The organism is Corynebacterium sp. LaCa_282, assembly GCF_057198125.1.
Genome location: NZ_CP191095.1, coordinates 1,106,736 through 1,129,699, shown reverse-complemented (window position 1 = coordinate 1,129,699; position 22,964 = coordinate 1,106,736). Strand labels below are relative to the sequence as shown.

Below are 22,964 nucleotides of genomic sequence, written 5' to 3'. Positions count from 1 at the left end.
GTCAATGATTATTCCATTGCCTAATACCACCACCGGTGAAATTGCCAAGAAGCTTGTCGATGCCCAGGAGCACTACACCCGCACCACCGGCCGGGTGCTCACCCTGATCGTGGAGGCACAAGAAGGCGACGATCTGGAACAGATCCTTTCCTCTGTGCGCGATGCCTCTCATGAGCACCCCTCCCGCGTGCTCGTCGTGGTCCCCGGAGATCCAAATTCTGATACCCAGCTCGATGCCCAGCTCCGCGTCGGTGGCGAGGCCGGTGCCTCCGAGACCGTCGTCATGCAATTGCACGGTGCGCTCGCGGATCAAGCCGAGTCCGTGCTCACACCGCTCTTGCTGCCGGATACCCCGCTGGTCGCGTGGTGGCCAAACCTGTGCCCGCAGGTTCCCTCCGAAAGCCCCGTGGGCAAGTTGGCGCAGCGCCGCATCACGAATGTGGCGCATAAAGGCACCGTGGGCGAGCAGGATCTGCGCGCGCTTTCTCATGGCTACTCCCCCGGCGATTCCGATATGTCCTGGGCCTCCATCACCTTGTGGCGCGGCGTCGTCGCATCGGCGCTCGACCATCATCCCCATGAAAAGGTGCAATCGGTAGAGGTCGCCGGCCCCGCTGGGCATCCGGCACCTAACTTCGCTGCGGGGTGGCTGCTTGACCGCCTGAGCGTCCCAGTACAGCGCATGGCCGAGGAAACCAATAGTGACTATTTCCCGGTTACCCACCTGCGCTTTAACCGGGAAACGACCCACGTGGATGTGGATGTCGTGGACGAGCGCACCGTGCGGGTGCGCGTGCCTGGCACGCCAGACTCACTGGTCAGCTTAAGCCCGCGCACGCAAACCGAAATCCTCTCCGAGGAATTGCGGCACCTCGACGCCGATAAAACTTATGCTCAGGCGCTGCGTGCTCTGGGAGAAGTAGACTACAGTAAGCTTTAATAGCGCACTTGCTCATACCGATTCTTTGCAAAGGATTCTGATACCGAATGGTAACGCTTCACCGCGTCAGCGATGTAGATGACCTTATTTCCCAAGCCGCACTCAAATTCATTGAGACCATCGCCGGTATTCAGGCCGGCAACGGTGGCCTCCATGGTGACGGCGTGGCAAGAGTCGTACTAACTGGCGGGGGCGCAGGAATTGGGCTGCTGCACGAGCTCGCGCGCTTGGACTTCGCCGCACAGCAGCAAGGCGAGAACTACCCCGCCTTGCGCATCGATTGGTCCCGCGTGCACATCTTCTTTGGCGATGAGCGCAATGTTCCGGTCAGCGACCCAGATTCCAATGAAGGCCAAGCGCGTTCCGCGCTGCTCGATCACGTGGATATCCCAGATCAGAATATCCACGGTTTCGACCTCGGTGCGGTCTCCATGGAGGCGGCCGCCAATGCCTACGAGCCAGAGTTAAAGGACTTCGCGCCTTTAGGCTTCGACCTACACCTTTTGGGTATGGGCGCAGAAGGCCACATTAACTCCATGTTCCCCCACTCTCCTGCCGTCCGTGAGCAGAAAGAACTAGCGGTACCGGTACACGATTCGCCGAAGCCACCCAGCGAGCGCATCACCCTGACGTTACCTGCGGTCAATAGGTCTGAGCGCGTCTGGCTCTTGGTCGCCGGGGAGGAAAAGGCCGCTGCCGCAAAAAGCATCGTGGACGGCGTCGACGCTGAAGAGTGCCCGGCCGCTGGTGCACAAGGGACGAAGGAAACGATCCTCTTCCTTGCAGACGATGCCGCCCAGGAGTTGTAAAGTCAGCAACGCCGGCACCGCCACTTAACGCATAAGCGCCGGTACCTCGGTCCTTTCCCTTCTCTACGAAGGGTTATGTGACTGAAGTACCGGCGCTGTTTTGCGCGGTTGGCCGCCGCTAGTGGTTAGCGGTGGCCTGCCGCGTGCTTCCTAAGAAGCGTAGGCCTGGATAAGGTTAAGGCCAACGATGCAGGCCAACCAGATAATCACCATGACGACGGTATAGCGGTCTAGGTTCTTTTCCACCACGGTCGAACCGGACAGGTTCGATTGCACACCGCCGCCGAAAAGGCTAGACAGGCCGCCGCCTTTGCCCTTGTGTAAAAGCACAAAGATGGACATCAAAATAGCTGAAATTAGCAAAATGATTTCCAGTGCTAAGACCATGAGGTTCTTCCTTTTCTCAACGTGCGCCCAGTGGCACCTTCGATGAACTACCGAAAGTCACGCTAGCCACCGGCGCGAAGTACTTACCTGCTTTGCCTACGCAAAGCAATCACAAGGGCCTACTGTACACGATGCCGCGGGCGGGGCTCACCCCAACCCGCGGCACACAAGTCACCTTGTGATGGTTGTTAACGCATGTTAACTAACGGCATTAGCGGCATTGGCAGCCAACTTGGCAAAGTCCTCTCCTACCAAGGAAGCACCACCGATAAGGCCGCCGTCTACGTCGGGCTTGCTGACGATATCAGCAACGGAATCGACCTTCACGGAACCGCCGTACAGGATGCGGATGCCCTCGGCGACCTCGTCGCCCGCGAGTTCCTTGACCAGGCCGCGGATGGCGGCGCACACTTCCTGCGCGTCATCGGCGGAGGCAACCTTGCCGGTGCCGATGGCCCACACGGGCTCGTAGGCGATAACCGTCTTGGATAGCTGCTCGGCGCTAAGTCCCTGCAGGGAATCGCGGGTTTGGTTCACCACGTAGTCAACGTGGGTGCCGACCTCGCGCACGTCGAGTGGCTCGCCCACGCAGACGATGGGGCTGATGCCATTCTCCAGGGCCGCTGCGGCCTTCTCAGCGACCAGCTGGTCAGTTTCGCCGTGGTATTCGCGGCGCTCGGAGTGGCCGACGACTGCCCAGCTGCAGCCCAGTTTGCTCAGCATCTGACCGGATACCTCACCGGTGTAGGCGCCGGATTCGTGCTTGGAGATATCCTGCGCACCGTAGGTGATCTTCAGCTTATCGCCCTCAACGAGGGTCTGAATGGTGCGGATATCGGTAAATGGAACCATGTAGGCTACATCGACCTTGTCGTAGTAATCCTCCGGCAGGGAGAAGGCAAACTTTTGAACGGAACCGATGGCCTCGATGTGATCGAGGTTCATCTTCCAGTTGCCAGCAATAAGTGGTGTACGTGCCATAATTAATCCTTTCTGTGTACGCCTGTATTTAGCTGTTTTAGGCGGTTTATGCCTCGAGCACGGAAACGCCCGGCAGCTCCTTGCCCTCGAGATATTCAAGGGATGCGCCGCCGCCGGTGGAGATGTGGCTGAAGCCATCCTCGTCGAGGCCCAAGGTGCGCACGGAGGCTGCGGAGTCGCCGCCGCCGACGACGGAGAAGGAACCGTTGGAGGAGGTGGCATCGATAATCGCCTGCGCCACCCCAGCGGTGCCCTTGGAGAAGGCTTCCATTTCGAATACGCCCATGGGGCCGTTCCAGAATACAGTCTTGGAATCTGCCAGTACGTCGGCGAATTCCTCGATGGACTTGGGTCCGATGTCCAGGGACATCCAGCCCTCAGGGATGCCACCCAACTCAACAACCTTGGTCTCAGCGTCTGCGGCGAACTCGCTGGCGGCGGTGAGGTCTACCGGAAGGACGATCTTGTCGCCGAAGCGCTCCAGCAGGCTCTTGCAGTTTTCGATCTGGTCCTCTTGCAGCAAAGACTCCTGAACGTTGTAGCCCTTAGCGGCCAGAAGGGTGTAGCACATGCCACCGCCGATGATGATCTTGTCGGCCTTTCCGGCAAGGGCTTCGATAACGCCGAGCTTGTCGGAAACCTTTGCGCCGCCCAGAACGACGACGTAAGGGTGCGCTGGATCCTTGGCCACGGTGGACAATACGTCCAATTCCTTTTCCACCAGCTTGCCGGCGTAGGCGGGCAGGCGCTTGGCGACGTCATACACAGACGTCTGTGCGCGGTGAACAACGCCGAAGCCGTCGGAGACGAAGGCGCCGTTATCGGCAGCCAGGGCGACGAGCTCGTCGGCGAATTCGCCACGCTCTGCCTCATCCTTAGAGGTCTCGCGTGGGTCAAAGCGGACATTTTCTACCAGCATGACATCGCCGCTGTTTAGTCCGTTGGCGCGCTCGTGGGCGTCTTCGCCGGTGACGTCGTTGGCCAAGGCAACGTACTGGCCTAGGGCCTCAGACAGCGCTTCTGCGACCGGAGCCAGGGAGTACTTGGAATTTACCTCACCCTTGGGGCGGCCGAGGTGTGCGGAAAGGATGACCTTCGCGCCGCCATCGACAAGAGCCTTGATGGTGGGAAGAGATGCGGTAATGCGGCCGGGGTCGGTGATATTTCCGTCATCATCCAGCGGCACGTTGAAGTCAGACCGAACCAGAATGTGGCGGTCCTCTACGCCTTCTTCTAGCAGGTTATCTAGGGTCTTAAAAGCCATGTGTTACTCCTTTTAAAGTGAACTCTGCAGTTGAGGTTCCTACATAAAAGGATACCGGCCACAACGTCGTGCCGTCAGGGGCGTTCGTTGTGGCCGGTATCGCATTAAGGGCTGCTCTGTATTAGAACTTTAGAGCTTTTCTGCAACCAGGTTGGTCATACGGACGAGCTGGGAGGTGTAGCCCCACTCGTTGTCGTACCAACCCAGCACCTTGACCAGATTGCCGTTGGAAACCTTGGTCATGCCGGCATCGAAGATGCAGCCGTGCGGGGAGGTCACGATGTCAGTGGAAACCAGGGGATCCTCGGTGTATGCGAGGGTGTCCTTCAGCTCGCCTTCAGCTGCTTCCTTAAGTGCGGCGTTGATTTCCTCAACGGTGACGTCGCGGGAAGCGGTGAAGGTCAGGTCCGTTGCGGAACCGGTGATAACTGGAACGCGCATTGCGTAGCCATCCAGCTTGCCCTCCAGCTCAGGCAGGACCAAGGAGACGGCCTTTGCTGCACCGGTGGAGGTAGGAACCAGGTTGACCGCTGCGGCGCGGGCGCGGCGCAGGTCCTTGTGAGGAGCGTCCTGCAGGCGCTGGTCACCGGTATAAGCGTGAACGGTGGTCATCAGGCCCTTTTCCACACCGAACTTATCATTCAAGACCTTGGCCATAGGAGCCAGGCAGTTGGTGGTGCAGGAAGCTGCGGAAATAACGTCGTGGTTAGCTGGGTCGTAAGTGTCGGAGTTAACACCGTAGACGAAAGTTGCGTCAACTTCCTTGCCAGGAGCAGAGATGATGACCTTCTTGGCGCCGGCCTCAATGTGAGCCTTTGCGTCGTTGCCGTTGGTGAACAGGCCGGTGGACTCGATAACGAGGTCCACGTCCAGCTCGCCCCACTTCAGGTTCTTCGGGTCCTTCTCGTTGAAGACCTGGATGCGGTTGCCGTTGACGGTGATGGAGTCATCATCGTAGGTAATCTCGCCGTCGAAGCGACCCAGTACAGAGTCGTACTTCAACAGGTTAGAGAGAGTCTGGTTATCGGTCAGGTCGTTGACGGCAACGATCTCAAGGTCGTTGTCGGTCCGGTTAACTGCGTGGAAGAAGTTACGACCAATGCGGCCAAAGCCGTTAATGCCTACGCGGGTAGTCACTGTAAATCTCCTCAAAAAGTCGAGTAATAATTTCTATGGGCCTACCGCGGGTCCTTCGAGTACTTTACTGCTCTGGGTGAGTAAGGTGCCCGAGGCTTTGCCCAACAACCGCAATACTACAGAGCCTTTATAGCGCGTGCAGTGGGCTGCAAGGCTGCCAGAAAAGTATCTGAAAGTTTTCCGATCTAGGCGTACAATCTTCCCGAGCATTTTTGTTTCTCCCGAATTATCCGGCAGTTCAAGCCCGTTTAAGTTGGTTCTTGTGGACTTTACACCGTTAATGTGTGATATATCACTGTACGGAGTATTCCGCTGCCTGCTCGCACACTGACTCCCCACAGAGACGGTGACATAAATTAACTTGGGCCAAATCACACGACCGCGTTTATGACGCGATATGCTTACGCTAACTCACTGTGTTCCAGGTAGCACTCGGGCATTCGCTCGGCGCTAGCTCTCGCCTGAAACGCGTGGGCAACTAATTTAAGTCCCCCGCAGACCGAATGCGCCTGCGATAGTACCCCCGTTAGAATCGAGGATACTCAATGTTTGAGATAAATACCTCTGTTGTGGGAGACAGTCTTGGGCTCACCGCGCTCGTGGCAATTCTCCCCCTCGTGGCTTTCTTCATTATGTTGATGGGCTTTAAAGCCCGTGCACATACTTCAGGAGCCGTTGCCCTTGCGACCTCCATCATCCTGGCCATAGTTGCCTTTTCGATGCCCGTGGATATGGCACTGTCCTCCGCGGTCCGCGGTGGGCTCTTCGGCCTCCTGCCCATTGTTTGGGTCATTATTACGGCGATTTGGTTTTACGAAATCACGGTCGCCTCGGGCCGCTTCGAAGATTTGCGTAAGACCTTCGACCTCTTAGGCGATGGCGATATCCGCATCCAGTCGATGCTCATCGCCTTCTGTTTCGGTGGCCTCCTTGAAGCCCTTGCGGGTTTCGGCGCCCCGGTGGCCATCACCGCCACCATGATTATGGCGCTCGGCGTCAAGCCGCTGCGCGCTGCGACGGTCGTTCTTATTGCCAATACCGCTCCGGTGGCATTCGGCGCGGTTGGTATTCCGGTCACCACCGCCGGTGAGGTTGGCGGACGTACCGCCGAGCAAACCCAAGATATCGCCGGCCTTATCGCCCTGCAGGTCTTGGTCATTGCCGCGATTGTTCCGTTCCTCATCGCATTCATCCTGGACGGCATGCGCGGCGTGAAGGAAACGGCGCCCGCCGCCGCGGTCATCGGCATTTCCTTTGCCGCCGCACAGTGGCTGACCGCCACCTTCTTTGCTTACCAGCTCACCAACGTTATTGCCTGCATCGTCTCCCTGGGTGCCGCCTTCATCTTCCTCCGCGTCTGGAAGCCACGCGGCGTCGCGCAGCTGCGCGAGCGCATGGAGCTGCCCGCCGCAGAAACGTCGACCGACCTCAATGGCCGCCGCATCTGGATGGCCCTGCTGCCCTACGCCGTCGTTACCGCAGTATTTGCCATCGCGACCGCAGCCCCAGCGATCTTCGGCTTCTGGAAGCTGAAGTTCGCGTGGCCGCTGCTGGATGGCACCGTCATCGGCACCAACGGCGAGGCCATGGACACCAGCTTTAGCTTCAATGTCTTTGGCAACCCCGGTACCTTGCTCTTGCTCTCCGGCATTATCGTGGCCATTGTTTATCACTTCTGCAACGAAAACGGCCGCTACAAGCTCAGCTTCGCCCAACCCGTGCAAGCTTTTGGTGAAGTTGCCAACCGCATGAAGTTCTCCGGACTGACCATTGTCTTGGTCCTCGCTTTGGCCTACACGATGAACTACTCGGGTCAGACCATCGCCATCGGTGAATTCGTATCTTCCGCCGGTTCCATCTTCGCTCTCTTCGCTCCCGTGCTGGGCTGGATCGGTACCGCGGTGACCGGCTCCGATACCTCCGCGAACGCGCTCTTTGGCAACCTCCAGGTCGCCGCCGCTGACCGCATTGGCGTCAACCCTGACCTCATGCTGGCCGCCAATACCGCCGGTGGTGTTGTGGGTAAGATGATTTCGCCACAGTCCCTGGCCATTGCGGCAACCGCCGTATCCATGGAGGGCAAGGAATCCGTCATCTTGAAGAACGTCGTGGGCTACTCCATCGCGTTCTTGGCCGTTGTCTGTGTCATCGTCTTCTTGATGACCAACGTCTTGGGCTTCTTGGTCCCATAAGGCGGTCCCATAAAGCTTAGGCCGCCACCGGCTTTAAGCCCCTGCCCCCGCCTAGCACCAAATCATCCTCGGTGCTGGGCCGCGGCACAACACAAGGCGGGAAGGACAAGCACCTCAGTGCTGTCTCCTTCCCGCCTTTCGTGGATCAATGGGTCGCAGTCAATCGTGCCCTGCGCCTATGAGTCACCAAAAAGATCGTCCGAGATGGACTCGTTAGTATCGGGGATATCCAGTTCTTCGGCCCGCTTATCCGCCATGGACAATAGGCGCCGAATGCGCCCGGCTACCGCATCCTTGGTCATGGGCGGATCCGCCAGCCGGCCGAGCTCCTCCAACGAGGCCTCGCGGTGCTGCACGCGCAGGCGACCGGCATCGGCTAGGTGCTCGGGAACGTCATCACCCAGAATCTCCATCGCCCTATCCACGCGCGCCGCGGCGGTCACGGCGGCCCGTGCGGAACGGCGCAGGTTGGCATCATCAAAGTTATCCAACCGGCGCGATGTATCGTGCGCTTCGCGCTTTACCCGCTTCTTTTCCCAAGACAAGCGGGTCACCTGAGCGCCCATGCGGGTCAGCAGCGCGCCAATGGCATCGCCGTCGCGAACAACGACCCGATCCTCGCCGCGGGTCTCTTTTGTCTTCGCGGAAATCCCCAGGCGCCGCGCGCAGCCCACGAGTGCCAATGCGGCCTCTTGACAGGGGCAAGTTACTTCCAGTGCCGAAGAACGCCCTGGCTCCGTCAGGCTGCCGTGGGCAAGGAAGGCACCCCTCCACGCGGCCTCGCTATCTGCCACCGTGCCGGAAATGACCTGCGGGGGAAGCCCCACCACGGCGTGACCGGAACGGGTGATCAGGCCCAGGCGGCGGGTTAGCTCCTTCGCTCCTTTGGTGATGCGCACGATGACGCGGGATTTCTTCGCCGTCCCCGCAGGGCCAACAACATGGCTTTCCGCTTCGATCCCATAGAGCTCGTCTAAAGCCACGAGGATGCGCTGCGCAATAGCCTGGTTATCGAGCTCGAGCTCATAGGCCATGCTGTCCCCAGAGACGTCTACCTCTCCGGCAAAGCGCAGAATCGATGCGAGCTCCGCTGCGCGCGCGGACTGACGGGTTACGCCTACCGCCGCTAGTTCTTCTTTGACCTGTTCGGTCAACGGTGTGGTCACCTAGTTCGCCCCATTTCTCTGTCACAGTCACGAATGACGCTTGTGCAATGCACGGCCCCACGCACACCAACTACTGCGTGGGAAACTGAATTTTCTTATTTTACCGTGCCCCGCGCATTGAGGACTGGCTGGCCTGACCTTAGCTAGGCCCGCCGGTACTCGTTATAAAGATCCACGATGACAGAAGAAAGTTTGTCTGGATCGTGTTTCATCAATCGCTGTCCATTGTCATCCTGAATGCTGACATCCGCAAATACCGCGCGGGCCCCCAAGGCTTGCGCGGCGCGCTGCACATAAACCCGTTCGCTCTCATTCGGCAGCGCTGCCGCATCCACCACGATGCGATCGATGCGCAAATTCGGTGCGTGACGGGCAAGAACGTGCACGTGGCGCTCCGCAGAAAAGCCTTGGGTTTCTCCCGGTTCGGCCGACAGGTTGAGCATGACGACGCGCAAAGCATTGGATTCAGAAATGGCCTGGACGATTTCTGGCACCAACGTATGTGGCAGCACGGAGCTAAACCAGGATCCCGGACCGATGGTAATAAGATCAGCCTGCCGAATAGCCTCCAGCGCAGCCGGGCTCGCTTGGGGTGCTTCAGGCAGGATGCGCACCCGCCGCACATGCCCCGGCGTCGATGCCACCGCGACCTGGCCGCGGACCTGGCGCATGACCCGGGGGTCATCGTCAAGCCCTGAGACATCGGCCTCAATTTCTAGGGGATGCGGGACCACGGGGATGACCCGCCCGTGCGAGTGGGTAAGCTCCGCCACCGCGTCCAAGGCGGCCTGGTAATCGCCCAAAACCCCGGTCAAACCGGCGATCATGAGGTTGCCCACGGCATGGCCTGCCATAGCGCCATTGCCGCCAAAGCGATGCTGGAGGGTCTTGCCCCACAGCTCGCCTATCCGATTGTCATCGGCTAGCGCCGCCAAAGCCATGCGCAGGTCACCGGGTGGAATGATATCCAATTCCCGGCGCAGGCGCCCCGAAGATCCGCCATCATCGGCAACCGTCACGATGGCAGAAATATCCGCTGCATTGCTGCGCCGCGCGGATAAAAGGGTTTGATAAAGACCATGGCCGCCGCCAAGGCAGACCATATGAGAAGGGTGTTCCATACAGTTTTTAATGCTCCTCAGCCCTAATTGCGGGCGATATCCCGGTGCAAAATGCTGACGTCAAGGGTGTCATTGGCGCGCAGGCGCTTGGCGATGTCCTCAGCTACCGCAACCGAGCGGTGATGCCCGCCCGTACAGCCGACGCCCACGGTGATGAAGTTCTTGCCCTCGTGCCGGTATCCCTCCAGCATGGTGGAAAACATGGCGACAAAATTATCCACGAATTTCTGGGCGGCCGGTTGCGACAGAACATAATCGGCCACCGGCGCATCGGTACCGCGGCATCCGCGCAGCTCCGGAATCCAGTAGGGATTGGGCAAAAAGCGTACGTCGACAACGATGTCGGCATCGCGCGGGGAACCATTCTTAAAACCGAAGGATTCCACCGTGACGTGCTGGTTCGTATTCTGAAACTCGCCAAACGCAGCTTCGATAGCCCGGCGCAAGTCATGAATCGAGAGGTTCGTAGAATCGATGATGATATCGGAGCGATCCCGAATCTCCGCCACCGCTTGGCGTTCGCGTTGAATGCCCACCTTCAAGGTATCGTCGCCTTGCAAGGGGTGGGTGCGCCGCACAGAGTCGAAGCGGCGAATGAGCACATCATCGCGGGCATCGAGGAAGAGCACGGTGGGCTTCATGCCCAGCGCCGTTAACTCATCGATGGTTTCCATGAGGGAACCCGGAAACATGCGGGAGCGCACGTCCGTTACCGCCGCAACCTTTTCTACGGGCGTTTCTTCCTGGTTGCACAATTTCCACAGGTCCACGATGGCGCGCGGCGGGATATTATGCGCCACGTAGTAGCCCTTATCCTCAAAGACCTTGGCGGCGGAACTCAACCCGCCGCCGGACATGCCGGTAATCAAGATGGGCGGAGTCTCGAAGTGCGTCATGCACACCAGTCTAGCGTTTTCACGCTCCGGACTTCTGTCGGAAGGCTGCTTATTTACTGTGCGTCGTGCAACTTATCGTAAACGGTCTGGGCCAGTTTCGGGCCGAAGCCGTTGACCTCGCAGATCTCATCCACCGAAGCAGCCTTGAGCTTTTTGACGGAGCCAAAGTGCTTGACCAAATCCGTCCGGCGCTGCGGACCGAGACCAGGAATTGCATCAAGCGCCGAAGAGCGCATGCGCTTAGACCGTTGTTGCCGGTGGTAGGTAATGGCAAAGCGGTGCGCCTCATCGCGAATCTGCTGCAGCAAGAACAGGGCCTGGGAATTGCGCGGCAAAATCACCGGTTCATTATCGCCTGGAACCCAAATTTCTTCCAAGCGCTTGGCCAGCCCCACGAGGGTGACATCGACAATGCCCAGTTCATCAAATACCTCTTGCGCCGCGGCCACCTGGGGCGCGCCGCCATCCACGATGAACAACTGAGGAGGATAGGCAAAGCGGCGGCCTGCCTCGGCGGATTCTTCCGCCACCTTTTCTTCCGCGAACGAAGACTCTTCCTTTTCCTCGTCCGGGTTCGCCAACTTATCTTGGTTGTGGCGCTTAAACCGGCGCCGCGTGATTTCTGCAATGGAGCCGACGTCATTGGAATGCCCGTCGCCGGCGGCTTCCTTGATGCGGTAGCGCCGGTAATCGGATTTCTTCGGGATACCGTCTTCAAAAACCACCAACGAGGCGACGACATCGGTGCCTTGGATATGCGAAATATCGGTGCACTCAATGCGCAGCGGTGCTTGGTCCATGCCCAAGGCATCCTGGATATCCTGCAGCGCCGCAGACCGCGCGGTGAGGTCGCCGACGCGCTTCAACTTGTGCTGGCGCAGCTGCTCCTTGGCGTTCTTCTCCACGGTATCCATAAGGGAGCGTTTATCGCCGCGTTGGGGCACGCGGAGATCGACGCGCGCACCACGCAGGTCTTCCAAGAGGGACACCACTTGTTCGGACTCCTCCGGCATGGCCTGGACCAGAATCTCGCGCGGGATGACGTGGACGTGGCGCTGTTCCATGTGCGATTCCTGGTCCACCCCGCGCCGCGGCACATCCGCAGCTAAAGCCGCGTCCTCACGAGCTTCTTGTTCTTCGCGCTCCACGGCATCCGAGTAAAATTGGATGAGGAAGTTTTGCACCAGGGCGGGCAAGGCGGGATCGGGTTGTCCCTTCTCAATGGGTTCAGAGGTTGCCTGGTCGCCGGCGCGTTCAACGACCCAGCCGCGCTGGCCGCGGATCCTGCCGCCGCGCACGTGAAAGATTTGGACGGCGGCTTCCAATTCATCGGAATTAAACGCAATCAGATCGGCATCGGTGCCATCGGCGAAGACAACCGCTTGTTGCTCCATAATCTTATCGATGGCCCCAAGGTCATCGCGCAGCCGCGCCGCGCGCTCAAATTCCAGGTTTTCGGCGGCAGCCTCCATGTCCTTGACCAGCTTGCGCCTAACTCCCGCCGTGTTGCCGTTCATGAACGATACCAACTCATTGACGGTCTCGCGGTGTTCTTCCTTGCTTACCCGCCCGATACAGGGCGCATCGCACTTGCCGATGTAGCCCAAAAGGCACGGCCGCCCCAGCCGCTCATGCCGGTTATATACACCCTTTGAACAGGTGCGCATGGGAAAGACGCGAGTGAGCAGATCCAGGCTTTCGCGCACCGCCCATGCATGGGAATAGGGCCCGAAGTAGCGAACCCCCTTGCGGCGGGGGCCGCGGTAGAAAAAGGCGCGCGGGACAACCTCTCCCACCGAGACGGCAAGCATGGGATACGTCTTGTCATCGCGGTACATGACGTTGAAGTGCGGGTCGAACCGCTTAATCCAGGTATATTCCAGCTGCAGGGCTTCAACTTCGCTGGCAACAACCGTCCATTCCACGGAGCTGGCGGTCAACACCATTTGCCGCGTGCGCGGGTGCAGCTGCGTGATGTCTTGGAAATAGTTGGACAGGCGCGCCCGCAGGTTTTTGGCCTTGCCTACGTAGATGACGCGCTTGTTTTCATCGCGGAACTTATAAACGCCCGGCTCCGTCGGAATGGTTCCTGGGGCGGGGCGATAGGTGGTTGGATCTGCCAATGCTTAATCCTGCGGCATGTATTTGGCTTCCAGATCGCGGAAGTCACGGACTTTTGTGATCACGGTTTCTTTATCGCCGGACTGCAGCGCCCACACGGGCACGGCCTCAAATTCGGGTAGCTCGAGGCGGGCCATGCGCTGGCCGACGGGGAAGGATAGCCCGTAGACCACCTGCCACGGGTAAAAGCGCGTGCCGATGATATTGCGGACCTCTACCCCATCCTCATTGGCCTGCAGCCGCGGCCGGTTCAGCGCAATCCAGGACAAGATGGAAATGACTACGCCCACACCGGGGAAAGCGAATTTATCGATGGTGGTCACGTGCGCGCCGGTAAAAGAGATATCGAGAGTGACACCCATGAAAATATGGATGGCCATGACTAGGATGACCCAGCCGATGGCAATCTTGCGCAAAAACGGGGACTTGGCGGTATACTCCCACGGCTTCGACGTGGTCCGTGCGAAGGGATCCGCGCTGGTATAGGCCAATACCTCTGCATCGCTGAGAGAGCGGCGCGGGTGGGATTCATTCGAGGCTGCGGCCTCATTCATGTGCTTTACTCCTCCGGAAGTCCTGCCTGCCTTTAATCTGCGTTTAGTCTACGCAATTGCAGCGCGGTATCTAAAGCCGCAATCATGGATTCTGCGCCCTTGTTTTCCGCCGAGTCAGGAAAACCTGCGCGATCGATGGCCTGCTGCTGGTCATTAACCGTCAAGACACCATTGCCAATCGGCGTCGATTCATCCAAGGAGATGCGCGTTAGGGCTTGGGTGACGGAATCGCAGACGTAATCGAAGTGCGGAGTGCCGCCGCGGATGACGCAGCCCAAGGCAACGACGGCATCGAATTTCCGCGCTGCTGCTTGGACAACCACACCCAATTCCAAGGAACCAACGACGCGGAATTCTGCGACCTCTGCCCCATTTGCCCGGGCAGTCTCCACCGCCTGCTGATGCAGCTGATCGCAGACCTCCTCATTCCAGGTCGCGGTCACCACCGCGACGCGGAGGCCGCGCGCATCTACCTGCGCGATAGCGGGTAATCCTTCTTTACTCATTTGCCTAATTCTCCTTCGTGCTGCGCGTCCCACTGTGCCACCTGCGGAAGATCGTGGCCCATGCGGTCGCGTTTGGTCCGCAGATACCGAATATTATCGGCGTTGGCGGCGATGGTAAGCGGGGTATGTTGGCTGACTTCAATGCCGAATCCGGCGAGCCCTTCTCCCTTGTGCGGGTTATTGGTCAACAGTTGTGCCGATTCCACCCCAAGGTCCTTCAGGATCTGGCCGGCCACGGAATACTCCCGGGCATCTTCTGGCAGCCCTTGTTCCAAGTTCGCGTCGACCGTATCCCAGCCCTCGTCCTGGAGCCGGTACGCCTGGAGCTTGTGCACCAATCCGATCCCGCGGCCTTCGTGGCCGCGCAGGTAAATTACTACCCCGCTGCCGGCTTCTTGCACCTTGCGCAGGGATTCCTGCAATTGGGGGCCACAATCGCACCGGCGCGAGCCAAAAACATCCCCAGTAAGGCACTCGGAGTGCACGCGCACCACGACATCGCGGGCACCGCGAAGCTGCGCCGGATCGCCGGCGATTAAAGCAATGTGTTCTTGACCGTCAAGGTCGTGGCGGTAACCAATCGCGGTGAATTCGCCATACTCGGTGGGCAGGCGGGTTTCCACCGCCCGCTGGGTTTGCACCTCGTGGTGGCGGCGCCACTCGATGAGCTGCGCGATAGAAATCAGGGCGAGGCCGTGCTTATCGGCAAAGCGGCGCAGCTCCGGCCCGCGGGCCATATCCGTCGGGTCTTCTTCTGATACGACTTCACACAGCACGCCCGCAGGACGAAGGCCAGCAAGGCGCGCCAAATCGACGGCGGCTTCCGTGTGCCCATCGCGCTCCAGCACCCCACCGGGCCGTGCGCGCAGGGGAACGACGTGTCCTGGCCGAGTAAAGTCGCTGGACCGGGTCGAAGGATCCGCCAAGCGGCGGATGGTTTCCGCGCGGGAGGCCGCAGAAATTCCGGTAGAGCCTGTCGCCGCATCCACGGTGACCGTATAGGCGGTCTGGCGCACATCCTGGTTCTGCGCCATCATCGGCGGCAAATCGAGCCGCTGGCAATCTTCCGGCAATAGCGAGGCGCACACGTATCCGGAGGAATACCGCACCATAAACGCGACCAGTTCCGGGGTTGCCAGCTCCGCGGCAAAGATCAGATCCCCTTCGTTTTCCCGTCCTTCATCATCCATGACGATGACCGGCTTGCCGGCGGCAATCTCCGCAATGGCGTGGTCGATGGCATCAAAATGGATGCTCTCTTCAGTCGCGAACATAACCTAGCAGTCTAGTCCTTTGCTTAAGCAATCCCGGATTCGGGGTGAAGCATCTTTTCTACATACTTCGCCAGCACATCCACCTCGAGGTTTACGATATCGCCAACCTTGGATTCACCGTGCGTCGTCTCCCGCAAGGTGGTTGGGATGAGGGAGACCTCGAACCAATCTTCGCCTACGGCGCTGACGGTCAAGGACGTGCCGTTGACCGCGATGGAGCCCTTTTCCACGACGTACCGAGCAAGATCGCGGGGCAAGCTAAAGCGCAGCACGTCCCAGTGCTCCGAGTGCTCGCGCGAGACCAAGCGCGCCGTGCCATCGACATGGCCCTGCATCATGTGTCCACCCAGCCGCGTGGTCGGCAGCAATGCCGGCTCAACGTTCACCCGCGCGCCCTCTTTCAGCTGACCGAGTCCCGTCCGGTCCAATGACTCTTGCATCACATCAGCGCAGAAAATATCCCCATCCAATTCCGCGATGGTAAGGCACACGCCATTGATGGCGATGGAATCCCCTAGGCGCGCGTCACTCACCGTCTGCGGCGCGCGAATGCTCAGCCGCAGCGCATCCGCCTGTTGCTCGAGCGCGGCTACCGTGCCGAGTTCTTGTACTAGCCCTGTAAACAATTAATCCCCTTGTGTTTATCTCTTAAGTATCTAATCTCTTAACGCTCGTTCCGCGCCTCGTATTCTACGAGGACATCGGGCCCGAGGCTGGTGGTGCGCACGGTGGTAAAACGTGGGGCATCGGCAAGCGTGTGCGCCACCGTATTCGCCAGAACCCCGCGCCCCTGGCCGAGCAGGATGGGGGCAATATACGCCGCCAGCGCATCCACGGCGCCAGCCTCGATAAAGCCCTGGGCCAGGCCAGCCCCGCCTTCCACCAAGACGTCGCGGGCGCCGCTAGCATATAGCTCCTTCAGCGCGCCCTCGATGCTGTCATATTGCTCAAACCCCAGCCGCTGCAGGTGAGAGGCCTTCTCACCCGCGACACGAAGATCGCGCTTGCCGATGACCACGCGGCGCGGCTGGTGCTCCCGCAGACTCCCATCGCTAAAGCGCGCGGTAAGCGAGGGGTTATCGGCAAGCGCGGTGCCGGTGCCGATAATGATGGCATCGCGCCGCGCTCTATCGGCGTGGACCCACTCGCGGGCCTTAGGCCCAGTGATCCACTGGCTCGTGCCATCGGCGGCAGCGGTAAACCCATCTAAGGTCTGCGCAAATTTCAGGGTGACGTGCGGGCGCTGCAGCTTTACCGCGCGCAACCAGGCACGCACCGCGTCTTCGACGCCATCCGGTGCGGTGAGCTGGCCCACCTCAACCCCGGCGGCGGCCAGGGCCTGCGCACCCCCGCCCGCTTGGGGCGTGGGATCGGGATGCAGGTAGAACACGCGGGCAATTCCGGCATCGATAAGCGCCGTGGCGCAGGGACCCGTCCTGCCCGTATGCGCGCAGGGCTCCAGGGTAACCACGGCCGTGCCGCCGCGGGCCTTCTCGCCGGCCGCGCGCAGCGCCATGACTTCCGCGTGGGCACCGCCCACCGGCTGGGTCGCACCAATGCCCACAACGGCGCCGGTAGCAGACAAAATCACCGCGCCTACAGGAGGATTGGGGCTTGTGGTACCGCGCACCGCCGCGCCGGCCTGCATGGCCTGAAGCAATGCTCCGGGAATATTGGTTTCATCCATCGCGCCGGCCATTATGACCGCGCCGCAAGCGCGCGCAGTTCTTCCACCGCCTGCGCTGGATCGTCGCTTTTGAATACGGCCGATCCTGCCACGAAGGAATCGCACCCGGCCTCCGCGGCCAAGGCAATCGTATCCGGGTCGATGCCGCCATCGATTTCGATGACGGTATCGAGGTTCTGCTGGTCAATGCTTTCGCGCAGGGCGCGGACTTTATCCAGCATGGCGGGCATGAATTTCTGCCCGCCAAAACCTGGTTCTACGGACATGACCAGCACCTCATCAAAATGGCGCAGCTTATCCAGCCACGGCTCAATGGGCGTATCCGGCTTGATGGAAAAGGCGGCACGCGCGCCCAAGTCCCGAATCTTTTCTGCCAATTCCACCGCGGCTGCTTCACCCTCAACCGCTTCCACGTGAAAAATGATCGTGGTAGCACCGGCTTTGATATAGGTCTCCACCCATTTCGCCGGTGACTCAATCATCAGGTGCACGTCAAGCGGCTTATCCGTGGACCTTTTCACCGTGGCCGTAATATCCGGACCGAAGGAAAGGTTGGGGACAAAGTGCCCGTCCATGATGTCTACATGGATCCAATCGGCATTCGAGATGGCCTCTAGTTGTTCACCTAGCCGCGCGAAGTCAGCAGCCAAAATTGACGGAGAAATAAGTGGTGCAGGCATACCGTTAATCCTAGCGCCCTTCCTCATCGCCGCGCCGCAATACCGCCATGAACATGGCATCGGTGCCGTGGCGGTGCGGCCACATTTGGACGGATTTTTCTTTTCCTACATTGCCCATATCCGGGATAAAATCCCGCGCATCCAGCTCCTGCGCGCCCAGCTTTTCTACCGCTTGGTCGACGATGTCACGGGTTTCGCGCAGGTCCGGCGAACAGGTGGAATACACCACGACCCCGCCCGGGCGCACGAGCTTTAAAGCAGAGGACAAGAGCTCGAATTGGAGTATCGAAAGCTCGGCAATATCGTCCTCCGATTTCCGCCACCGCGCCTCTGGTCGGCGCCGCAATGCGCCCAGGCCCGAACACGGCGCGTCCACCAAGATGCGATCGAATCCCGAGCCGACCTGCGGGTTGCGGCCATCGGCCACATGAACGGTCACCGGCAGCCCTTGCACGGTCTTTTCAATCAGTTTCGCGCGGTGCGGTGATACTTCCACGGCATCGACCTGCGCGGACTCGATGCGCGCCAAGGCCCCCATCAAGGCCGCCTTGCCACCTGGGCCCGCACACAGGTCGAGCCAGCGTCCCTGGTCGGTACCGCTGACAGGAACCTCGCACACCGCGCGGGCGATAAGCTGCGAGCCTTCATCTTGTACCGCGGCCATGCCCTGCTGGACCGGTTCCAATTGGCCTGGGTCCCCAGAATCCATATACACCGCGTAGGGCGAGTAGGTACCTTCTTCGTTTCCGGTAATAAGCGCCAGTTCCTCGGCGGAAATTTCGCCCGGCCGCGCCACCAGGTGCACGCTCGGTCGCTCGGAATCCGCCGCTAAGGCAGCCGGCAATTCCTCGGGGTCGACAACGCGGGCAAAAGACTCCGCGATCCACGTTGGGTGCGCATGCCTAAAGGCCAGGCCCGCAACCTCACCTTCTGGGGCAAGGCGCTTGAGCCACTCATTCGGCGGGGTCCGGGTAATGGTGCGCAAGATGCCATTGGCAAACCCTTTGGCTTTTTCTTCCCCGCCCGCCACGACGAGCCGGACGGAGGTATCTACCGCCGCGTGGGGTTCCACGCGCGTGTAGAGCACCTGGTAGGTGCCCAGGCGCAGGGCATCGATGACCACCGGCGAGATTGCCTCCAACTCGCGCGAGGAGCACTGCGCGATCACCGCATCGAGCACGCCTAAGGTGCGCAGGGTGCCATAGGTAATCTCCGTGGCGAATGCGGCATCGCGGCCAGAAAGTTTCTGCTTGCGCAGCGCCTTGGGCAGGACGAGGTTGGCAAACGCATCTTCTTCGCTTACCCGGCGCACCACATCGAAGGCAACGGCGCGGGCCGGATCCACGCCCTGGTCGATGGCGGCCTGCACCAGTGTTTTCCCCGCGCCCGTGTTCTTTGCGCCCGCATTCCGGTTACCTCGGTTATCCCGGTGGTCGCGGTTACGCTGATCCTGCATGCCGCGACCACGCTGTGCGGATCCACGCTGAGCTTGGCCGCGATTGTCTTGGCCACGCTGCGCATTGCCTCGCTGCCCACCGCCGCGCTGGGGCGCGCCGTTCTTGCCGTGTTGTGTAGCCTCCGGCGCCTTGTCGCCGGACTTACTGCGGGAGCGGAATCCACCAGTCACTGGAACCTCACCTCTGCGTTCTTTCCTAATCCACGCGCCCAATCGGCCGCATTCATCATCTTTTTGCCCGGCGGCTGAATCCTATCCAGCTGCACCGGTTGCGTCGCGGTCCCGATGTACACCGCATCCTTGCTAATCAGCGCCTCTCCCGGCTGCAGTTGCTTGCCGATGCCCTCGGTGAGACTCACCGGGCCGAGCTTGAGGCGGGCATCGTCAAGCAGCGTCCACGCGCCCGGGCCTGGGGTGTAGGCGCGGATATGCCGGTCGATGGCGAAGGCAGGCTGCGCCCAGTCAATGCGGGCTGCCGCGGTAGAGATCTTCGGCGCATAGGTGGCTTCGCCGCTTTGGGCCTGCGGCTCCAGCGTGCCGGCCTCCAGCCCATCCATGGTGGCGACCAGGAGATCCGCCCCGGAATACGCCAGCCGTGTGAGCAGATCGTCCGCGGTATCGGTTCCGGTGATGCCTTCTGTAACCGTGCCGAATACCGGGCCCGTATCCAGGCCTTCTTCAATCCGGAAGGTGGACGCACCGGTAATATCATCGCCCGCCGCGATAGCCGCCTGCACCGGCGCCGCGCCGCGCCAGGCGGGAAGAAGGGAAAAGTGCAGGTTGACCCAGCCATGGCGCGCGACATCCAAGAGATCCTTGCTAATGAGATTGCCATAGGCCACCACCGGAATGGCCTCGGGCTGCAGCTCCGCCAGGCGCTCACGCAGGTTATCGCCATCCTCCGTGCCAGGCCGCAGCGTGGTCGGGGTCAACACCTCGATGCCGTGTTCTTGCGCCAGCGCCTTTACCGGGCTCGGGTGAAGGCTGCGGCCCCTGCCCTTCTTCGCATCGGGCCGGGTAATGACCGCTACCACTTCGTGGCTGGAGGCAAGCAATTTCTCCAATGCCACCACCGCCGGCTCTGGGGTGCCGGCAAAAATAATCCGCATACTGGATGAGTCTCCTCGAGGTCTCGGGTGAAAATTCTAGGGTACAACGAGCCTGCCTGCGTTGCCGAAGCTCGCCTACCCCGCGCTATTAAACCAATCGGCTTCGCGGATGGTACGCATGGCGGCCTTGCGGTCGGCATCGCCAAGCCGGCGCAGGAATAACACTCCATCAAGGTGATCGGTTTCATGCTGAATGCAGCGGGCCAAAAGGCCGGAGGCCACCATTCCCACCGGCCTGCCTTCTACATCGCGCCCAGAGACAAATACCCGGTTGTGCCGCGGGGTATCGGCGCTAATCCCCGGGATGGATAGGCATCCTTCCGGGCCAACCTGCATGTCTTCTCCCAGCGGCGTCCACACGGGGTTGATGAGAACCCCGCGCAATCCGGCCTGGATAGGCGAACAGTCATAGACAAAGATGCGCTTGAGTATGCCCACCTGATTCGCCGCGAGCCCCACCCCGCCGGCGGCATCCATGGTCTCCAGCATGTTCTGCGCCAGCGTGCGCAGGCTGGAGTCAAAGGTAGTAATCTCTTCTGCCCGCGTACTCAGTACGGGATCCCCGTAGAGCCTGATGTCTAATTCCGCCACTGAATCTTCCCTTTCTCATGTACTGCCTATTCGCCTAAGTTTATGCGCACTTCTAACCCACGTGAATGGGATCGACCATGATGCGTAGTGGCAATTCATCCTTGCGCGCGCTGCGCGCCGCATTTGCCTTGCGCAAGGCGCGCCCGAGCTGCGATCGCGGCCCCAGCGGGGCGCGCACCACTAGGCGTTGGGGTGGGCCAAAGCGGTCCGCATCGTATTCCCCGGGGAGGCTGTCCCCTGGCGGGAGCGGAACCGGGCCTAAGACCTCGGCGTGCTCTGGCAGGTCCACCAACTGTTCGAAGGAATCCAGAGCCGCGTCCGCCCCATCGATGGCGGCGAAGTGCACGGCCGGCGGAAAGCGCACCTCGCGCCGGGCCCGCAATTCCTCTACCGCGGCCGCGACCATGTCCCAGCTCATGAAGTGGCGGACGACGGGAAGTTCCGGATCCGCGGCAATGATGACGCGCCCGCCCTTAAAATGCGGCCTGACCATGGTGGCCGCCTGCGCCCATTTGGCCAGGCAGTCCTCGGTGGCGCGCAAGTCTTGCCGGTTTAATAAGGTGCCCGCGTCCAATAGCAGCGCCGCGCCATAGGCGCCGCCATTCACCCGCGGCTCGGCGCCAGGGGTAGCAATCACTAATGCCGGGGCATTTTCAATTGAGCCCACAACCTTATTGCCGCCAGAGACCACAACGGATGTATTGGGAAAGGCGCGCCCCAATTCCTCGGCGGTGCGTTCGGAGCCTAAAACGATGGCGCGCAGGCGCGGCGAGCCGCACTCGGTACAGCGGTGGTTGGTGGCAATGCGCCCGCACCAACGGCAGGTAGGCATGACGGCTTCCTCGCTTGAGCGCTCGGAGCTTGGGGGCAAGCCCAAGGGGCCATTGCAGTGGCGGCACCGCGCGGGAGAATGGCACTTTCCACAGGCCAAAATAGGCGCATACCCCTTGCGCGGGACCTGCACTAGCACTGGTTCGCCGCGGTCGAGGGCGTGCTGCGCCGCTTGAAAGGCTGGGGCTTGCACAGAGGTCGTACCGCCCTCTAACTCCCTGGAAATGGACAGCCCGTAGGCGCCAATGGCCAAAATATCCGGCCGGCGTGCCTCTATGGTTGAGGCGCTCGGTATAAGGTCGTGTGCCCACCCTGAATCCACCAATAATTGGGTTTCCGCCGTGCGCGAGTGGTTCGCCGCAATGAAGCTGCAATTTTCAAAGGCAGAGCGGGTGGTAAGCACCTCCCGGGCGTGTACGTAGGGCTTAATATTATCCACCAAGTTATCGTTACCATCATCAAAAATGACGGCCAGCTGCAGGTTGTCCACGGGGGTAAAAGCCGCCGAGCGCGTACCAATGACGATTCGCGCCTGCCCCACCAAGGCCGAAAGATAGCGGCGATAGCGCGCTTGCGGGCCCATGCTATTGGTGAGCACCGTGATTTGTTTCGGCCCCACAACACCGCGCAGGGCGTTTTCAAGGGCGTCCACTACCTTTTGGTCTGGGACCACGATAAGGACGCCTCCCCCACCCAGGGCAACCTTGACCGCTAAGGCCGCGAGTGCATCTTCCCATTCATCGCCGGGAGCGATTTGCCACGCGGCACGTGCTAATTTCCCGCCCAGGATGGAATCAACAAAGGTTTCCCCATGTTGATAGGCAGACCACCCGGATAAATCGGGCTCGCTGGCGGCGCCGAGTTCTTCCCACGGCGTATCCAAATCCGCTTCTTCTGCCTTTGCGTGCCGCGGCGGAATGGCGGAGCGAATGATATCGGAGCAAATTCCGCCATAGCGATCCGCAAGGGCTTCCACCAGCCGGGACAGCTGCGGTGGATAAACCTGGAATGGGGAGATGACCCGCTCGATAAAGCGCAGCTGCCCGCCAAAATCGGACTCATGCTTGCGCTCGACGATGATCGCATCCACCAAGCGCCCATTAAACCGAATGCGCACCTTCACCCCGGCTTGGGCGCTATCAGATTCGGCCTCATCTACCAGGTAATCAAAGCCCCGATCGAGGTGGGCAACCCCTAGAAGAGGCAACACCCGCGCGACCGGTTTCCGGGCGGCGGGTGTTTTCTTAGGCATAAGCCCACAT

The 22,964-nt window shown here is 60.4% G+C and carries 21 protein-coding genes; 3 read left to right on the top strand and 18 right to left on the bottom strand.

Annotation, left to right across the window (positions count from 1 at the left end):
* Positions 1 to 4 precede the first annotated feature (4 nt).
* Together ACP8KU_RS05280 and pgl are read left to right on the top strand one after the other, a co-directional pair.
* Positions 5 to 940 carry a glucose-6-phosphate dehydrogenase assembly protein OpcA gene (locus tag ACP8KU_RS05280; protein ID WP_005279118.1) on the top strand — a complete coding sequence of 312 codons (936 nt, stop codon included), beginning with the start codon at positions 5 to 7 and terminating at the stop codon, positions 938 to 940.
* Positions 941 to 987: 47 nt separating this feature from the next.
* The gene (gene pgl / locus ACP8KU_RS05275; RefSeq protein ID WP_126319087.1) at positions 988 to 1,749 is read left to right on the top strand and encodes a 6-phosphogluconolactonase; all 762 of its coding nucleotides are present in this window, start codon (positions 988 to 990) and stop codon (positions 1,747 to 1,749) included.
* Positions 1,750 to 1,899: 150 nt separating this feature from the next.
* Here pgl and secG read toward each other — a convergent pair whose 3' ends face one another.
* The 4 genes from secG to gap all read right to left on the bottom strand — a co-directional run bounded on the left by secG (position 1,900) and on the right by gap (position 5,518).
* Positions 1,900 to 2,136, bottom strand: coding sequence for a preprotein translocase subunit SecG (gene secG / locus ACP8KU_RS05270; RefSeq protein ID WP_005279116.1), 237 nt, complete (start codon positions 2,134 to 2,136; stop codon positions 1,900 to 1,902).
* A 198-nt stretch (positions 2,137 to 2,334) separates the two neighbouring features.
* Positions 2,335 to 3,117, bottom strand: coding sequence for a triose-phosphate isomerase (gene tpiA, locus ACP8KU_RS05265; protein WP_484484107.1), 783 nt, complete (start codon positions 3,115 to 3,117; stop codon positions 2,335 to 2,337).
* 46 nt (positions 3,118 to 3,163) lie between these two features.
* Positions 3,164 to 4,381 (bottom strand): phosphoglycerate kinase, encoded by a 1,218-nt coding sequence (locus ACP8KU_RS05260; RefSeq protein WP_484484106.1) that lies wholly within the window; start codon positions 4,379 to 4,381, stop codon positions 3,164 to 3,166.
* Positions 4,382 to 4,510: 129 nt separating this feature from the next.
* Positions 4,511 to 5,518 carry a type I glyceraldehyde-3-phosphate dehydrogenase gene (gap, locus tag ACP8KU_RS05255; RefSeq protein ID WP_023028837.1) on the bottom strand — a complete coding sequence of 336 codons (1,008 nt, stop codon included), beginning with the start codon at positions 5,516 to 5,518 and terminating at the stop codon, positions 4,511 to 4,513.
* A 545-nt stretch (positions 5,519 to 6,063) separates the two neighbouring features.
* Between gap and ACP8KU_RS05250 the strand changes: the two genes are divergently transcribed.
* The gene (locus ACP8KU_RS05250) at positions 6,064 to 7,710 is read left to right on the top strand and encodes an L-lactate permease (RefSeq protein WP_005279111.1); all 1,647 of its coding nucleotides are present in this window, start codon (positions 6,064 to 6,066) and stop codon (positions 7,708 to 7,710) included.
* A 176-nt stretch (positions 7,711 to 7,886) separates the two neighbouring features.
* Here the strand turns inward: ACP8KU_RS05250 and whiA are convergent, their stop codons facing one another.
* From whiA to ACP8KU_RS05180, 14 genes are all read right to left on the bottom strand, one after another.
* Positions 7,887 to 8,864 carry a DNA-binding protein WhiA gene (gene whiA, locus ACP8KU_RS05245; protein WP_084538544.1) on the bottom strand — a complete coding sequence of 326 codons (978 nt, stop codon included), beginning with the start codon at positions 8,862 to 8,864 and terminating at the stop codon, positions 7,887 to 7,889.
* A 155-nt stretch (positions 8,865 to 9,019) separates the two neighbouring features.
* On the bottom strand, positions 9,020 to 9,997 hold the full coding sequence (locus ACP8KU_RS05240; RefSeq protein ID WP_023030703.1) for a gluconeogenesis factor YvcK family protein: 978 nt from the start codon (positions 9,995 to 9,997) through the stop codon (positions 9,020 to 9,022).
* A gap of 23 nt (positions 9,998 to 10,020) precedes the next feature.
* Complete coding sequence (rapZ, locus tag ACP8KU_RS05235) at positions 10,021 to 10,902, bottom strand: RNase adapter RapZ (RefSeq protein WP_198010380.1); 882 nt, start codon at positions 10,900 to 10,902, stop codon at positions 10,021 to 10,023.
* 44 nt (positions 10,903 to 10,946) lie between these two features.
* Entirely contained in the window at positions 10,947 to 13,016 is a 2,070-nt protein-coding gene (gene uvrC, locus ACP8KU_RS05230) for an excinuclease ABC subunit UvrC (protein WP_023028840.1), read from the bottom strand.
* A 3-nt stretch (positions 13,017 to 13,019) separates the two neighbouring features.
* A complete protein-coding gene (locus ACP8KU_RS05225; protein ID WP_284609442.1) occupies positions 13,020 to 13,568 on the bottom strand; it encodes a PH domain-containing protein in 549 nt (182 codons plus the stop codon).
* Positions 13,569 to 13,600: 32 nt separating this feature from the next.
* Entirely contained in the window at positions 13,601 to 14,074 is a 474-nt protein-coding gene (gene ribH, locus ACP8KU_RS05220) for a 6,7-dimethyl-8-ribityllumazine synthase (protein ID WP_284609441.1), read from the bottom strand.
* The gene (locus tag ACP8KU_RS05215) at positions 14,071 to 15,348 is read right to left on the bottom strand and encodes a bifunctional 3,4-dihydroxy-2-butanone-4-phosphate synthase/GTP cyclohydrolase II (protein ID WP_023017453.1); all 1,278 of its coding nucleotides are present in this window, start codon (positions 15,346 to 15,348) and stop codon (positions 14,071 to 14,073) included. Before ACP8KU_RS05215 ends, ribH begins: the two co-directional genes overlap by 4 nt.
* 23 nt (positions 15,349 to 15,371) lie before the next feature.
* Positions 15,372 to 15,974, bottom strand: a complete 603-nt coding sequence (locus ACP8KU_RS05210; RefSeq protein ID WP_023017452.1) for a riboflavin synthase — start codon at positions 15,972 to 15,974, stop codon at positions 15,372 to 15,374.
* Positions 15,975 to 16,012: 38 nt separating this feature from the next.
* The gene (gene ribD / locus ACP8KU_RS05205) at positions 16,013 to 17,035 is read right to left on the bottom strand and encodes a bifunctional diaminohydroxyphosphoribosylaminopyrimidine deaminase/5-amino-6-(5-phosphoribosylamino)uracil reductase RibD (RefSeq protein WP_369707512.1); all 1,023 of its coding nucleotides are present in this window, start codon (positions 17,033 to 17,035) and stop codon (positions 16,013 to 16,015) included.
* Between the two features lie 11 nt (positions 17,036 to 17,046).
* Positions 17,047 to 17,715 (bottom strand): ribulose-phosphate 3-epimerase, encoded by a 669-nt coding sequence (gene rpe, locus ACP8KU_RS05200; RefSeq protein WP_023017450.1) that lies wholly within the window; start codon positions 17,713 to 17,715, stop codon positions 17,047 to 17,049.
* A 10-nt stretch (positions 17,716 to 17,725) separates the two neighbouring features.
* Positions 17,726 to 19,171, bottom strand: a complete 1,446-nt coding sequence (locus ACP8KU_RS05195) for an RsmB/NOP family class I SAM-dependent RNA methyltransferase (RefSeq protein WP_484484154.1) — start codon at positions 19,169 to 19,171, stop codon at positions 17,726 to 17,728.
* A 167-nt stretch (positions 19,172 to 19,338) separates the two neighbouring features.
* Entirely contained in the window at positions 19,339 to 20,280 is a 942-nt protein-coding gene (fmt, locus tag ACP8KU_RS05190) for a methionyl-tRNA formyltransferase (protein WP_484484105.1), read from the bottom strand.
* 75 nt (positions 20,281 to 20,355) lie between these two features.
* Complete coding sequence (gene def / locus ACP8KU_RS05185; RefSeq protein ID WP_023017447.1) at positions 20,356 to 20,871, bottom strand: peptide deformylase; 516 nt, start codon at positions 20,869 to 20,871, stop codon at positions 20,356 to 20,358.
* 52 nt (positions 20,872 to 20,923) lie between these two features.
* Entirely contained in the window at positions 20,924 to 22,954 is a 2,031-nt protein-coding gene (locus tag ACP8KU_RS05180) for a primosomal protein N' (RefSeq protein ID WP_484484104.1), read from the bottom strand.
* Positions 22,955 to 22,964 lie beyond the last annotated feature (10 nt).